At 34.6% G+C, this 14,595-nt stretch carries 14 protein-coding genes; 11 read left to right on the plus strand and 3 right to left on the minus strand.

The features are described from left to right. Positions 1 to 888: 888 nt before the first annotated feature. From rlmB to HNQ00_RS02490, 3 genes are all read right to left on the minus strand, one after another. Positions 889 to 1,623, minus strand: coding sequence for a 23S rRNA (guanosine(2251)-2'-O)-methyltransferase RlmB (gene rlmB, locus HNQ00_RS02480; protein ID WP_173836771.1), 735 nt, complete (start codon positions 1,621 to 1,623; stop codon positions 889 to 891). Between the two features lie 74 nt (positions 1,624 to 1,697). Further along, the gene (locus HNQ00_RS02485) at positions 1,698 to 3,233 is read right to left on the minus strand and encodes a SusD/RagB family nutrient-binding outer membrane lipoprotein (protein WP_173836773.1); all 1,536 of its coding nucleotides are present in this window, start codon (positions 3,231 to 3,233) and stop codon (positions 1,698 to 1,700) included. A gap of 11 nt (positions 3,234 to 3,244) precedes the next feature. After that, entirely contained in the window at positions 3,245 to 6,340 is a 3,096-nt protein-coding gene (locus tag HNQ00_RS02490) for a SusC/RagA family TonB-linked outer membrane protein (RefSeq protein ID WP_173836775.1), read from the minus strand. An 845-nt stretch (positions 6,341 to 7,185) separates the two neighbouring features. Here HNQ00_RS02490 and rpsL point away from each other — a divergent pair. The 11 genes from rpsL (at position 7,186) to rpsC (ending at position 14,594) form a co-directional block, all read left to right on the plus strand. Next, positions 7,186 to 7,569, plus strand: a complete 384-nt coding sequence (gene rpsL / locus HNQ00_RS02495; protein ID WP_007136570.1) for a 30S ribosomal protein S12 — start codon at positions 7,186 to 7,188, stop codon at positions 7,567 to 7,569. A 73-nt stretch (positions 7,570 to 7,642) separates the two neighbouring features. Further along, positions 7,643 to 8,119, plus strand: coding sequence for a 30S ribosomal protein S7 (rpsG, locus tag HNQ00_RS02500; RefSeq protein ID WP_026707019.1), 477 nt, complete (start codon positions 7,643 to 7,645; stop codon positions 8,117 to 8,119). 10 nt (positions 8,120 to 8,129) lie between these two features. Continuing rightward, a complete protein-coding gene (gene fusA, locus HNQ00_RS02505) occupies positions 8,130 to 10,286 on the plus strand; it encodes an elongation factor G (RefSeq protein ID WP_173836777.1) in 2,157 nt (718 codons plus the stop codon). A gap of 10 nt (positions 10,287 to 10,296) precedes the next feature. Next, the gene (rpsJ, locus tag HNQ00_RS02510; RefSeq protein WP_007803605.1) at positions 10,297 to 10,602 is read left to right on the plus strand and encodes a 30S ribosomal protein S10; all 306 of its coding nucleotides are present in this window, start codon (positions 10,297 to 10,299) and stop codon (positions 10,600 to 10,602) included. Positions 10,603 to 10,758: 156 nt separating this feature from the next. Then, positions 10,759 to 11,376, plus strand: coding sequence for a 50S ribosomal protein L3 (gene rplC / locus HNQ00_RS02515; RefSeq protein ID WP_173836778.1), 618 nt, complete (start codon positions 10,759 to 10,761; stop codon positions 11,374 to 11,376). Beyond that, positions 11,376 to 12,005, plus strand: coding sequence for a 50S ribosomal protein L4 (gene rplD / locus HNQ00_RS02520; RefSeq protein WP_026707016.1), 630 nt, complete (start codon positions 11,376 to 11,378; stop codon positions 12,003 to 12,005). The genes rplC and rplD overlap by 1 nt, the downstream gene beginning before the upstream one ends. Positions 12,006 to 12,011: 6 nt before the next feature. Next, the gene (rplW, locus tag HNQ00_RS02525) at positions 12,012 to 12,302 is read left to right on the plus strand and encodes a 50S ribosomal protein L23 (RefSeq protein WP_026707015.1); all 291 of its coding nucleotides are present in this window, start codon (positions 12,012 to 12,014) and stop codon (positions 12,300 to 12,302) included. A gap of 9 nt (positions 12,303 to 12,311) precedes the next feature. After that, entirely contained in the window at positions 12,312 to 13,136 is an 825-nt protein-coding gene (gene rplB, locus HNQ00_RS02530) for a 50S ribosomal protein L2 (protein WP_026707014.1), read from the plus strand. A 6-nt stretch (positions 13,137 to 13,142) separates the two neighbouring features. Then, positions 13,143 to 13,421, plus strand: a complete 279-nt coding sequence (rpsS, locus tag HNQ00_RS02535) for a 30S ribosomal protein S19 (protein WP_007136562.1) — start codon at positions 13,143 to 13,145, stop codon at positions 13,419 to 13,421. A 6-nt stretch (positions 13,422 to 13,427) separates the two neighbouring features. Next, positions 13,428 to 13,838, plus strand: a complete 411-nt coding sequence (gene rplV / locus HNQ00_RS02540) for a 50S ribosomal protein L22 (RefSeq protein WP_173836780.1) — start codon at positions 13,428 to 13,430, stop codon at positions 13,836 to 13,838. A gap of 6 nt (positions 13,839 to 13,844) precedes the next feature. Then, the gene (rpsC, locus tag HNQ00_RS02545; protein WP_026707012.1) at positions 13,845 to 14,594 is read left to right on the plus strand and encodes a 30S ribosomal protein S3; all 750 of its coding nucleotides are present in this window, start codon (positions 13,845 to 13,847) and stop codon (positions 14,592 to 14,594) included. Position 14,595 lies beyond the last annotated feature (1 nt).

Below are 14,595 nucleotides of genomic sequence, written 5' to 3' on the forward strand. Positions count from 1 at the left end.
TTTTATTAAAGTATTTATTTGCAATTGCGTGTTTGTTTCGGTAAGGTAGCCCCTTTTACTTATTTTTGGTTTTAATCTGTATTAATGCAATATGCTTTAAATGAATGGTTTAAGGTTGTGTTTTCATAATTTACTTAAGACGCTTTTTACTTGTTACTACTCATGTTAAGTTTTGTTTTAACTGTTAAATATTTTTAAATTAACATATAAACGATGTATATTCTGTCGTTTTATTCTTTTTTATGAATATTTATTGTAAGAATTTTGGTTTAATTGCATATTGTGTAATTTTATTTTTTCTAAGTTAGATGGTAATACAAAATGGCCCAAATGTTAAAATTCTAGCACGTATGGCCTAGTGTATTTTTAGTTTATTATTTATGTCCTTAATTTTTCCAACAATTTTTTCTATTTCTAGTTTTTATATCGGTCTGGGGAAATTGACAAAATAGGAATGTTTAAGAATTGTTTTTCCTTTCTGTTAATTTTACATTCCATATTAGTTTTGTTTTTAGTAATCAATTATTTTGTAACTGCTTAGTAGTTATTTTGTAGGTAATATTATTAAGCAATAGTTTTTTTTGCTAAGATCTAATGAGTTCTTGTAGTTGGCCAAGGAAGTTTTAGGCTATGGAGGTTGATCATTTAAATAGCTTTTACTGTAGCTTAATTTTTGTATGACTTTAGTCCTGTGCTTTTGAGTTTACGTTTTGAATTGTGGATAGGGGAGGACTATGCATTTTTTGCAATTAATTCTTACACTCAGAAGTTTTTTTAGATAAGTATAAAACTGATTCGTTATGCATTAAATGATGGTTTTTAGCATAAAAAAAAAGCGTTAATAAGAAAATCTTATTAACGCTTTTAAATATTTTGAAGTTGTGTGTCTTAGCTTCTTTGTCTAACGGCCTCATATAAAAATGCGCCACATGCCACAGATACATTTAATGAGCCAATAGTACCAAACATGGGTAACTTTGCTTTCTCATCTACGATTTTTAAAACAGATGGGTTTACACCACGATCTTCCGACCCCATGATTATTGCGATAGGTTCATTAAGTGATAAATCGTAGATATTCTGGTCTGTTTTTTCTGTTGCTGCGATTGTTTTGATTCCACTTGCTTGTAATAAGAATATTGCATCTTTTATGTGCTCAACTTTACAAATAGGAATATTGAATACGGCACCGGCAGATGTCTTAACGGTATCTCCATTTACTGGAGCTGCACCAGATTTTTGGATAATAATACCATTTACACCTGTGCACTCTGCGGTTCTAATGATAGCCCCAAAGTTACGTGCATCAGAGATTTGATCTAAGATTAAAAATAATGGAGTTTTACCATTTTCAACAACAGTCTCGATTAGATTCTCCAAATCAAAAAATGAAATTGGTGATATATTAGCAACAGCACCTTGATGATTATTAGGTGTTAATTTGTTCAGTTTTTCAACAGGTACGTAGGAGAAATTTACGTTGGCTCGTTTCATAACCTTCATAAGGTCTTTCATTAACTCACCCGAAATTTCTTTTTGAATGTATACTTTGTCAATTGTTGATCCTGCTTGTATTGCTTCAATAATCGCTCTAATTCCAAATATTTGATGTTCTTTTTCCATGGTGCAAATATATAAAAAAACCATCAGTTTGAACTGATGGTTTTGAGGTTTATTGTATGAATAAGATTGACTATCTATTTAGCAACGTACCAGAAAGGGCCTTGCGTAATAATCTGCGAAGATGTTAATATCGGTACATTAGTCGAGTTAGCGTTATACTCTGAAAGTGGATAGATTAATCTCTTTGGTCTTGACGGTTGAATGTTTGCATTGTTTATTGTAGAAGTTATGGTTGGAAATCCAGTTCTTGTAAAATTTATGTAATTTTCTACTCCATGAATACTGCTTAACGCAATCCATTTTTGAGATAAAATAGCTTGTATTTTATTTGTACTACCTGTATAACCAAAGCCGTTGTTTGAGTCTATTTGAGATAAATAGGTACCTATCGGTGCTTCCAAATAGGTAAATGATGCTTGGACTCCTTCGTCAAACAATGTTTTTGCCACACCAATTAGTTTACCTCTCTCCACTGCTTCAGCTTGTAGAAATTTACTTTCAGACAATAACATTAAAACACCTGCTTTTGCAGATCCTGCTGCTGTTCTAGTAGCGGTACTAGTACCTACGTAATTAGTGATTCCTAATCCAAAACGCGAAGTAGGATTCGTTGCATTTGTTTGTCCTGGACTTGCTGTTTGCCCTTGGTCAGTTCCAACAATTTTCCCTCCAACTTTCAGCCATAATCTGTCGCCACGTGGATCAACAACTCCTGTTGTAACTCCATTTAGTAGATCTGCAAAATATTTTGAAGAAGTGAATAGGGTGTAATTCGTATCCGCTGTTGATCCTGCTGCATTTCTTACATTTGAATTAAAGAATGGATTTTGAGAATCGTCATTAGATGATGAGTAGCCCGGATTTATCAAAACGTTCGAGTCTATAAAATTGTTTGACGCTTTTAAAGTAGCATATTTACTATTAAGATATGTTACTGTTTCTGCATCTGTTAATTGGCTCTGTCTAAGTAAAATTCTTAATTCGATAGTATTTGCTAATTTGGTCCATTGTGCCATGTTTCCACCAAAAATAACATCAGTTGTAACTCCTTCAGTGGTTGCTGTAGGGCTCGCAATTAATGCTCTAGCCTCTTCAAGTTCTTTTACTAGTTCTTTGTATATAACGGCGTCATCTGTATATATTGGTGTTGTGTTTTCTTGCTTTTTGAAAGCTTCAAAATATGGCGCGTCTCCATACAAATCAACAATATACTGCATATAGTGCGCTTTCATAATTTTCGAAATAGCAATATAGTTCTCTTGATTAGGAAGAGGAGTGTCAATAATCTGCTGGAAATTACTAACATTTCTATACAAGCCATCCCATATTGTTGCATATGTGGTGTTGTCAAAATTGTATGAATATTCTAATCTAAGAGGGTTAGTGAATTGATAAATATTACCACCCCATGAATTACCCATGATGCTTCCAAGCCTATTCATGTTGATTGCTTGTATTCTAAAAGATTGAGCTTGTGCTCCTGGTAGAACTAATCTAGGAGGTAAATTTTCTGCTAATGCGCTATCAGGGGTAATGTTATCGTTTAAATAATCATTACATGAAGATAGTGAGATAGCAAATACTGCTAATATTAAACTTATTTTTTTCATTTTATTTTTGATTAAAAGGTTAGATTGATGCTACCACCAAATGTTCTTGTGCTAGGGTATTGACCGATATTTGAATATCCTAAACCGTTACCGCTTGAGCCTGAAGTTGAAGCTTCTGGGTCTGTATACCCTTTATTTCCTTTTGCTAGTACAACAAATGGATTTCTCGCGTTGATACCAACTCTAAGTGAAGTTAGGCCAAATTTTGTTGTTAGAGTAGATGGTATTGAGTAACTCAAAGCTAATTCGCGTACTTTAAAAGCTGATGCGTCTATAACATTGTGTTCCCCTGTTCTACTTAATGCATCATAATAATCGATAACTCCGTTAGTGTCATACCCAGCAGCTGATGCTACGGTAGTATTTTTTGTGTAAACTCCAGATCCTGGTGCCGTTTCTATGACAGAATTAGGAAGTATGAATCCAGTTTCTCTATCAAAACCTGCTGATTCCTCTAATCGTCCCGGCCAAGTTAAAGCATATTTAGTTCCAGAAATAATTGAGTGACCAGTTCTATAATCCATTACTACAGTTAATTTTAATCCTTTAAACTCAAATGAATTAGTTAAGCCTAATATATAGTCTGGAGTTGCTTTTCCTAAAATTGAATTAGAAGAAGTTCTTGATGGTAAACCTTGGTCATTTACGATAATACTTCCGTTTTCGTCTCTAACAAATGTCGTTCCTTTAATTAATGGGAACTCTTGTCCTACTTGAGCGAATATTCCAGTTCCGGTAGTTGTGTCTGTTAGTAAGTTGATTTCGTTAGCTCCTTGTGCTAATGCATTTATTACTGATTTATTAGTAGAGTAGCTTGCGCGAATATTCCAATTAAAATTTTCTGTTTTAAAAGGTGTTAATCCTAAATCAATTTCGAATCCTGTCGTAGTCATGTCGCCAATATTAGATTGAGATGTAGCTAATCCTGACGCAGATGATGTTGTTGCAGCTGTAATCAAATCTTTTGTTTCAGCTTTATAAATTGAACCATCTAGTGTGATTCTATTTTTAAAAAATCCTAAGCTCAAGTTTAGTTCTGTTGTTGTTACAAACTCAGGCTTGATGTTTTTATCTGTAGGTCTTTGATTGTCAATATATGACCCTAGATTACCGTAAGGAAACCCTGTAGGTGATACACCTATGTCGTTAATAGCGTAAGTACCAACTGCTGATGAATTTCCTACAGAGGTAATGTTGGCAGAAACTTTAGCATAATTTAATACATCTCCACGTAAACTTTCAAATGCTACAGTTGGAATAAATGATAGTCCTGCACTACTGTAAAAGAAACTATTGTTGTCTTTAGGTAGCACTGAAGACCAATCATTTCTTCCTGTTACGTTTAAAAATAAATAGTCTTTATAACCTAAATCTATATTCGCTAAAGCTGACGCTCTATTTGATTTCAAATACCTATTATCTAATGTAGATGGATTTGCTGGGCTTAAAACATTTTTAATGTTGTAGAAGCCAGGGATGTCTAAATTTGTTCCTCCTTGCGATGTTACTCTATAAGAGTTGTCTTGCATGTTGCTACCAATATTAGCCTTTAAATTTAAATCATCGTTTAAATCGTAGTCGAAATTAACTAGTAAATCTCCATAAAAATTCCTGGTAAATGATTGAGTTGCATAGTACTCAGATGTTTGATCCCTATTAGCTCCAATTCCTGCTAAAAAAGCATTTTCCTTGTAGGCGTTTATATGTGATTGTGAGTCTGTATTGGTAAACTGTAAGTTTCCCGTATATGTAACATTAATGTTTTTATTGATTTCATACTTTAAAGCTGCGATCGCGTTTACGAAAGATCTTGAAGCTTCACTACGATTGTTAGCTTGAGTCCAATAAGGGCTTAAGTAGTATTGTGTCCAATGACCTTCATTACTAGAATTCGCAAATTGTGATATTGGAATGTTTCCAGGAGTTTGAATTAAGTCACTAAGTAAGTCAGGTGATGTTTCACTCGAGCTTTGGTAGTTATAATTGATATTTCCATCTATGCTAAATTTACCTAAAGTTTTTCCGGCTTTCAATAAAAAACTATTTCTTTCTAGAACATCTCCTTTTACAACAAAGTCTGTTTTAAGGTTGTTTGCAGAGAATAATACGTACGAATCGCTGCTTCCTGCATTAAGAGAGAAACCGTTTTGGTATGTTGTGCCTGTTTGGTAAAATTGCTTCACATTGTCTTTGACATAAGAATAAGGTAAGCTCATTGAGTTTCCATCTTTTTGAGGAAGCCCTGTTTCTTTGATGCTACCGTCAAATTTTTCACCCCATGATCCGTTTTCGTATGGATCATGTGCTCCAAACCAACCTTGACCATATTTGCTCTGTGTAGTAGGAACATAAGCAACTGATTCAAAATCAATTACTGAATTTACATTTACTGTTAATTTAGAGCCTTGTTTTGCGCCTTTTACAGTAGAAACAATTATAACACCGTTTACTCCTTGTTCACCATATAATGCTGCTCCCTGTGCACCTTTAAGAACGTTAAGGCTTTCAATTAATTCTGGAGGTAATTGTTGTAAAGCAGATGCTGTTGAAATAGCATTGTCTATAACTACTAATGCTTCGTTGTTACCCGTAATAGATCTTGACCCTCTTAGAACTATTCTAGTGCCGCCATTCACACCTCCTGAAGTCTTGTTGATTTGTAGTCCTGATACCTTTCCTACAAGAGATTGTACAACGTTAGGATTTGCTGCTTGAGTAAGTTCCTCGCTTTTAACGATTTGTGAAGCAGAAGTTACTGCGTCTTTTTTTCTTTTTATACCTAGTGCTCCTACAATTACTCCTTCAAGTTCAATTGAATCATCTAATAGTTTGATGTTAATTGTTGAAGAAGTTGCCAAAACCTCTTGACGTTTCATTCCAATGTAGGTAAACGTTAGCGTTTGGTTCGGGCTTACTTTGATGGAGTATTTACCATCAATGTCAGTCTGTGTTCCGTTTTGTGTGCCTTTAATTAATACGCTTACCCCTGGTAGTGGTAATCCTGCATTATCGGAAACACTTCCCTTTACGGGTCTTTCTTGCGCGAAGGTTAATTGCGCCATTAGTACTAATAGTAGTACTAAGATTCCATTGAACTTTAGTTTCATTTTATGTTTATTTGAATTAGTCTTGCGAACTTCTTAATAATTCGTTAACTTTCCTAATAAGTACTGTAGTATTTTTCTATCTATTGCGAATTTTAACTTTTATTGATACAGTGGGTACTTTACTTACACGTGTTTATTGTGTTGATATCAAATGCTGGGATTATTTTATAGTTAAAAAAGCTGTTTTTATTTATATTTTTAATACATTAAATGCAGTTACTGTTTTTAAAGTAGTTAAAATTAGAATAAAACTTATTTGTAAGTTTTTAATTATAAAGATAAATAATAAATGACACGCTAATTTTTTTTCTTAAATTTTAATTGTTTTTATCTTAATTTTATGAAAATTAGTGTCTCTATCCTTGTGAAGCTTCGTTAGTTAAAGTTAATGTTATTGTAAATTAAGCGTTCTAATTCTTAATTGTAGTTCACGATTTTTAAGATAAAATTAAAGGTTTGTTCATTCGTTCAGATTTTCTGACATGGTGGTCTTTAATGTATAATGTTTTGGAACAAACTTTAAAAGTGATGTAGTTGAGAAATTCTTGTAAAAAAAGGATGTTTTAATTGGTTGTAATTTTCCGTTGTTAATTAGCTACGATTTTTAAATCCTTCTTTTTTGTTGTTTTTACCTTCTTCTTAACACAGTATATTGATTTTGGGGTTATTTATATAGGTGTAGTTAGCTGTTGTATTTAGGTGTATTTGCAAGTTGTTGGTCTTTAAATAAATAATGTTGTTGAAAATTAATGATTTATGGTTTGCAGGGTAAAAAATATTTAATACATTTGCAACCCCGTAAAAAGCGGGAATTAAATATACATAATAAATTTTTAGTATTAATTATGCCAACAATTCAACAATTAGTAAGAACAGGAAGAACTCAGATAACTAAGAAGAGTAAATCGGTTGCTTTAGATTCTTGTCCTCAAAGAAGAGGGGTTTGTACGCGTGTTTACACTACAACACCAAAAAAACCAAACTCTGCAATGCGTAAAGTAGCGCGTGTACGTTTGACAAATGGTAATGAAGTAAATGCCTACATCCCTGGAGAAGGACACAATTTACAAGAGCACTCGATAGTATTAGTTAGGGGTGGAAGGGTAAAAGATTTACCAGGAGTTAGATATCACATCGTTCGTGGTGCACTTGATACGTCAGGAGTAGCAGGAAGAACGCAAAGAAGATCTAAGTACGGAGCAAAACGCCCAAAAGAAGCAAAAAAGTAATTTAAAGTAATGTGCTAATAGTGTTGTGATTTATCGCAGCTATATTGGTGTGTTGTTTTATTAAAAAAAAGACATGAGAAAAAGAGCGGCAAAGAAAAGACCACTTTTACCAGATCCTAGGTTTAACGACCAATTGGTAACACGTTTTGTGAACAACCTAATGTGGGATGGTAAGAAATCAACAGCTTTTAAAGTTTTTTATGATGCAATTGACATTATAGAGGCTAAAAAGCAAGATGCAGAAAAACCTTCGTTAGAAATTTGGAAAGATGCTTTAACTAATGTTATGCCTCACGTAGAAGTACGTAGTCGTAGAGTAGGTGGAGCGACATTTCAAATTCCAATGCAAATTCGTCCAGATAGAAAAATTTCTATGGCGATGAAATGGTTGATTCTTTATTCAAGAAGAAGAAACGAAAAATCAATGGCTCAGAGATTAGCTTCAGAATGTTTAGCTGCGGCTAAAGAAGAAGGTGCTGCAGTTAAGAAAAGAATGGATACTCACAAAATGGCAGAAGCAAATAAAGCCTTCTCTCACTTTAGATTTTAATTCTTAAGAAATGGCTAGAGAACTTAAATATACAAGAAACATAGGAATTGCTGCTCACATTGATGCTGGTAAAACAACAACTACTGAGCGTATATTATTCTATACAGGAAAGTCACACAAAATTGGTGAAGTACACGATGGTGCTGCAACAATGGACTGGATGGCACAAGAGCAAGAAAGAGGTATTACAATTACTTCTGCTGCTACTACTTGTGAGTGGAATTTTCCAACTACTCAAGGTAAAATTTTACCTGAGACGCTACCTTATCACTTTAATATTATCGATACACCGGGACACGTTGACTTTACAGTTGAAGTAAACCGTTCGTTACGTGTTCTTGATGGTTTAGTTTTCTTGTTTAGTGCTGTTGATGGTGTTGAGCCTCAATCAGAAACTAACTGGAGATTAGCTGATCAATATAAAGTGCCTCGTATTGGATTCGTTAATAAAATGGATAGACAAGGATCTAACTTTTTGATGGTATGTCAACAAGTAAGAGATATGTTGAAATCTAATGCTGTTGCGATTACTTTACCTATTGGTGAAGAAAATGACTTTAGAGGTGTTGTTGATTTAGTAAGAAACCAAGCTATTGTTTGGGATGATGCTGGAATGGGAGCGACTTATGAAGTTGTTGATATTCCTGCTGATATGGTTGATGAAGTTAAAGAATACAGAGATATTCTTATCGAAGCAGTTGCTGATTATGATGAGAATTTGCTTGACAAGTATATGGAAGATCCTGAATCTATTACAGAAGAAGAGATCAATGTTGCTTTAAGAGCTGCTGTAATGGATATGGCGATCATACCTATGATTGCAGGGTCGTCTTTTAAAAACAAAGGTGTTCAATTCATGTTAGATGCGGTATGTAAATATTTGCCATCTCCAATGGATAAAGACGGGATTGAAGGAATTCATCCTGATGATGCTGAGTTATTAGAAGAAGATCAAACTAAAATCTTGCGTAAGCCAGATGTTAAAGAGCCTTTCGCTGCTTTAGCATTTAAAATTGCTACTGACCCATTCGTAGGTCGTTTAGCTTTCTTCCGTGCTTATTCAGGGCGTTTAGATGCCGGTTCTTATGTCTTGAACACACGTTCAGGTAACAAAGAAAGAATTTCACGTATCTACCAAATGCATGCTAACAAACAAAATCCAATCGATTATATTGAAGCTGGAGATATTGGAGCGGCAGTAGGATTTAAGGATATTAAAACTGGAGATACATTGTGTGATGAAAAACACCCAATTATTCTTGAGTCAATGAAATTTCCTGCACCGGTAATTGGTATTGCTATTGAACCTAAAACTAAGGCTGATGTAGATAAAATGGGTATGGCTTTGGCTAAATTAGCTGAAGAAGATCCTACGTTTACAGTTAGAACTGATGAGGCTTCAGGGCAAACAATTATTTCTGGTATGGGTGAGCTTCACTTGGATATCTTAGTAGATAGAATGCGTCGTGAATTTAAAGTTGAAGTAAACCAAGGTGAGCCTCAAGTTGAATACAAAGAAGCATTTACTAGAACTGCTCAACATAGAGAGACTTACAAAAAACAATCTGGAGGTCGTGGTAAATTCGGTGATATCGTATTTATTTTAGAGCCTGCTGATGAAGTTGATGGTAAAGCTCCTGTTGGATTACAGTTTGTTAACTCTGTAAAAGGTGGTAACGTTCCTAAAGAATATATTCCTTCTGTAGAGAAAGGATTTAGAGAAGCTATGAAGACTGGTCCTTTAGCAGGATATCAAGTTGATAGTTTAAAAGTAACTTTATTGGATGGATCTTTCCATCCTGTGGATTCTGATGCACTTTCTTTTGAGTTAGCTGCTAGAATGGGTTATAGAGAAGTGGCTAAAGCTGCTGGAGCTGTAATTCTTGAGCCAATCATGAAAATGGAAGTTATTACTCCTGAAGAAAACATGGGAGATATCGTAGGTGATATCAACCGTCGTAGAGGTCAAGTTAATGACATGGGTGATAGAAATGGAGCAAAAACTATTAAAGCAGATGTGCCATTATCTGAAATGTTTGGATATGTTACAACTTTAAGAACTTTGTCTTCAGGTCGTGCAACTTCAACTATGGAATTTTCACACTACGCAGAAACGCCTTCTAATATTTCGGAAGCAGTAATCAAAAAAGCAAAAGGAAACGCTTAATTTTAAGAAAATGAGTCAAAAAATCAGAATAAAACTAAAATCTTACGATCATATGTTAGTAGACAAGTCTGCTGAAAAGATTGTAAAAACAGTTAAAACTACTGGTGCAGTTGTTACAGGGCCAATCCCATTGCCAACTCACAAAAAACTTTTTACAGTATTGCGTTCTCCACACGTTAACAAAAAAGCGAGAGAACAATTTGAAGTAATGTCATATAAGAGATTAATTGATATTTATTCATCTTCATCTAAAACAATTGATGCTTTAATGAAATTAGAATTGCCTAGTGGAGTTGAAGTAGAGATCAAAGTTTAAGTATCTTAATAAAGGAAAATTGAGGGCACTTTGTTTAAGTGAAAACTTTTTTTGGATTGTGTGTAAATAAGTTATACTTTTGCACCACTTTAAAAATAAGAGTTCACTTAAATGATGTGTTCTATTTTTATATTTAATAATTAATAATTAATATTTATGTCTGGGTTAATTGGTAGAAAAATCGGCATGACTAGCATCTTTGATGAAAACGGGAAAAATGTTCCTTGTACAGTAATCGAAGCTGGTCCGTGTGTTGTTACCCAAGTCAGAACCAAAGGTGTTGACGGGTACGAAGCGTTGCAACTGGGTTTCGATGACAAAAACGAGAAACATTCCACTAAAGCGGCTTTAGGTCACTTTAAAAAAGCTGGAACTGTAGCTAAGAAAAAAGTCGTTGAATTCCAAAATTTTGCAACAGAACAAAAATTAGGGGATCTTATTGATGTCTCTATGTTTGTAGAAGGAGAATTTGTAGATGTACAAGGTGTGTCTAAAGGTAAAGGTTTTCAAGGGGTTGTAAAACGTCACGGTTTTGGTGGTGTTGGTCAAGCAACTCATGGTCAACATAACCGTTTAAGAGCGCCAGGTTCTGTAGGAGCTTCTTCTTATCCATCTAGAGTATTCAAAGGAATGCGTATGGCTGGACGTATGGGAGGAGAAAATGTAAACGTTCAAAACCTTAGAGTTTTAAAAGTAGTTACTGAAAAGAATCTACTTGTGATTAAAGGATGTGTTCCTGGTCATAATAACTCTTATGTAATCATTCACAAGTAATGGAAGTAAAAGTAGTAGATTTCAACGGAAAAGATACTGGAAGAAAAGTTCAACTTTCTGATTCAGTATTCGCAATTGAACCAAATAATCACGCTGTATATCTTGATGTTAAGCAATATTTAGCTAATCAAAGACAAGGTACGCACAAAGCTAAAGAAAGAGCTGAAGTAGCGGGAAGTACACGTAAGATTAAAAAACAAAAAGGAACTGGTACTGCTCGTGCGGGTAGTGCAAAGAATCCATTGTTTAAAGGAGGAGGAACAGTTTTTGGACCTAGACCAAGAAGTTATTCATTCAAATTGAATAAAAACTTGAAACGTTTAGCTAGAAAATCTGCATTCTCAATGAAAGCAAAAGAGTCAAACATAATCGTTCTTGAAGACTTTAATTTTGATGCTCCAAACACTAAAAATTTCATTAATGTTTTGAAAGCTTTAGAGTTAGAGAATAAAAAATCATTGTTTGTGTTGGGCAATACGAATAAAAACGTATATTTGTCGTCACGTAATTTAAAAGCGGCTAGTGTTGTAAGTAGTTTAGAATTAAGTACTTACGCTATATTGAACGCTAATAATTTAGTGCTTTTGGAGAGTTCTTTGGAAGTAATTGAAGAAAATTTAAGTAAATAATAGGATATGAGTATCATAATTAAACCTATAGTAACGGAAAAAGTAACCAAAGAAAGTGAAGTTTTAAACCGCTTCGGGTTCGTAGTTAACAAAAAAGCAAATAAAGTTGAGATTAAGAAAGCTGTAGAAGCTGCTTATGGTGTAACTATTTTGAGTGTTAACACGATGAACGTAAGACCGGATAGAACTACAAAATACACTAAAAGTGGTTTAATTACTGGAAAAACAAATGCAATTAAGAAAGCAATTGTTCAAGTAAAAGAAGGAGAAACAATTGATTTTTACAACAATATCTAAGATAGAAAAATGTCAGTAAGAAAATTAAAACCTATTACCCCAGGTCAGCGATTTAGAGTTGTGAATGGTTATGACGCTATTACAACTGATAAGCCGGAACGCTCTTTGATAGCGCCGATAAAAAACTCTGGAGGTAGAAATAGTCAAGGAAAGATGACCATGCGTTATACGGGTGGTGGTCACAAGCAGAGATATCGTATCATTGATTTTAAACGTACTAAAGAAGGAATTCCTGCTACGGTAAAATCAATTGAATATGATCCAAATCGTACTGCATTTATCGCTTTATTAGCTTATGCTGATGGTGAGAAAACGTATATCATTGCTCAAAACGGATTAAAAGTTGGTCAAAAATTGGTTTCAGGACCTGAGTCTCAACCGGAAATTGGTAATACTTTACCTTTGAGTAAAATTCCATTAGGAACTGTTATTTCTTGTATTGAGTTACGTCCAGGTCAAGGTGCTGTTATAGCTCGTTCTGCTGGTACATTTGCTCAATTAATGGCAAGAGATGGAAAATATGCTACAATTAAAATGCCTTCTGGTGAAACAAGATTAATCTTGTTGACTTGTTCGGCTACTATTGGAGCTGTTTCTAATTCTGATCACCAATTAGTTGTGTCTGGTAAAGCAGGTAGAACAAGATGGTTAGGTAGAAGACCTAGAACAAGACCTGTAGCAATGAACCCTGTCGATCACCCAATGGGTGGTGGTGAAGGACGTTCTTCTGGTGGACATCCACGTTCAAGAAATGGAATACCAGCAAAAGGTTATAGAACTCGTTCTAAGAAAAACCCGAGTAACAAGTATATCGTAGAACGTAGAAAGAAATAATAAGATATGGCACGTTCATTAAAAAAAGGACCTTTCGTTCATTATAAGTTAGACAAGAAAGTTCAAGAAAATATAGCAGGTGGAAATAAAGGAGTTGTAAAGACATGGTCTAGAGCTTCTATGATTACTCCGGATTTTGTTGGGCAAACTATCGCAGTTCATAACGGTCGTCAATTCGTACCTGTTTATGTTACTGAAAACATGGTAGGTCACAAATTAGGAGAATTTTCACCAACTAGATCTTTTAGAGGTCATGCTGGAGCAAAAAATAAAGGTAAAAAATAAGAAGCAATGGGAGTTCGTAAAAGAGAAACAGCAGATGCGAGAAAAGAGGCTAATAAGTCTATTGCTTTCGCGAAATTGAATAACTGCCCTACTTCACCTAGAAAAATGCGCTTAGTAGCGGACTTGGTAAGAGGTCAGAAGGTAGAAAGAGCACTTAACATCTTAAGATTTAGTTCTAAAGAAGCTTCACGTAAATTAGAAAAGTTAGTTTTATCTGCAATCAACAATTGGGAGCAAAAAAACGCTGATGCTAGTTTAGAAGAAGCTGGTTTATTTGTTAAGGAGATCAGAGTAGATGGTGGAATGATGTTAAAAAGACTTCGTCCAGCTCCACAAGGTCGTGCACACAGAATTAGAAAACGTTCTAATCACGTAACAATCGTGCTTGGATCTATTAATAACACACAAGCAATTTAATACAAGATGGGACAAAAGACAAATCCAATTGGAAATAGACTTGGTATCATCAGAGGATGGGACTCAAACTGGTATGGTGGAAATGATTATGGTGATAAACTTGCCGAAGATCACAAAATCAGAAAGTATATCCATGCTCGTTTATCAAAAGCTAGTGTATCAAAGGTAATTATCGAAAGAACTTTGAAACTTGTAACCGTTACTATCACTACTGCTAGACCTGGTATTATTATCGGAAAAGGTGGTCAAGAGGTAGACAAGTTGAAAGAAGAGCTTAAGAAAATTACAGACAAAGAGGTTCAAATCAACATCTTTGAAATTAAAAGACCTGAACTTGACGCGTATCTAGTTGCTACAAGCATCTGTCGTCAAATCGAAAGCCGTATTTCTTACAGACGTGCAATCAAAATGGCTATTGCTGCTTCTATGCGTATGAACGCTGAAGGTATCAAAGTTTTGATTTCTGGTCGTTTGAATGGTGCTGAGATGGCACGTTCAGAAGGTTTCAAAGAGGGAAGAGTTCCTTTATCAACTTTCAGAGCCGATATTGATTATGCATTAGCTGAAGCGCATACTACTTATGGTAGAATGGGTATCAAAGTGTGGATCATGAAAGGTGAAGTTTACGGAAAGAGAGATCTTTCTCCGCTTGCTGGAATGGACAAGAAACAATCTGGCGGAAAAGGTGGAGATTCTCCTCGTGGGAAATCTAACTTTAATAAAGGTGGAAAACCAGACGCTCGTAAAAGAAAGTAAT

The organism is Flavobacterium aeripolare, assembly GCF_013294025.1.
Taxonomy (GTDB): domain Bacteria; phylum Bacteroidota; class Bacteroidia; order Flavobacteriales; family Flavobacteriaceae; genus Flavobacterium.

Bases quoted from the DNA above. Each gene is read 5' to 3' on its own strand.
- rpsJ (WP_007803605.1), top strand. From the start codon at position 10,297: ATGAGTCAAAAAATCAGAATAAAACTAAAATCTTACGATCATATGTTA.
- rpsG (WP_026707019.1), top strand. From the start codon at position 7,643: ATGAGAAAAAGAGCGGCAAAGAAAAGACCACTTTTACCAGATCCTAGG.
- rplB (WP_026707014.1), top strand. From the start codon at position 12,312: ATGTCAGTAAGAAAATTAAAACCTATTACCCCAGGTCAGCGATTTAGA.
- fusA (WP_173836777.1), top strand. From the start codon at position 8,130: ATGGCTAGAGAACTTAAATATACAAGAAACATAGGAATTGCTGCTCAC.
- rpsL (WP_007136570.1), top strand. From the start codon at position 7,186: ATGCCAACAATTCAACAATTAGTAAGAACAGGAAGAACTCAGATAACT.
- rpsS (WP_007136562.1), top strand. From the start codon at position 13,143: ATGGCACGTTCATTAAAAAAAGGACCTTTCGTTCATTATAAGTTAGAC.
- rplD (WP_026707016.1), top strand. From the start codon at position 11,376: ATGGAAGTAAAAGTAGTAGATTTCAACGGAAAAGATACTGGAAGAAAA.
- rpsC (WP_026707012.1), top strand. From the start codon at position 13,845: ATGGGACAAAAGACAAATCCAATTGGAAATAGACTTGGTATCATCAGA.
- rlmB (WP_173836771.1), bottom strand. From the start codon at position 1,623: ATGGAAAAAGAACATCAAATATTTGGAATTAGAGCGATTATTGAAGCA.
- rplV (WP_173836780.1), top strand. From the start codon at position 13,428: ATGGGAGTTCGTAAAAGAGAAACAGCAGATGCGAGAAAAGAGGCTAAT.
- HNQ00_RS02490 (WP_173836775.1), bottom strand. From the start codon at position 6,340: ATGAAACTAAAGTTCAATGGAATCTTAGTACTACTATTAGTACTAATG.
- HNQ00_RS02485 (WP_173836773.1), bottom strand. From the start codon at position 3,233: ATGAAAAAAATAAGTTTAATATTAGCAGTATTTGCTATCTCACTATCT.
- rplW (WP_026707015.1), top strand. From the start codon at position 12,012: ATGAGTATCATAATTAAACCTATAGTAACGGAAAAAGTAACCAAAGAA.
- rplC (WP_173836778.1), top strand. From the start codon at position 10,759: ATGTCTGGGTTAATTGGTAGAAAAATCGGCATGACTAGCATCTTTGAT.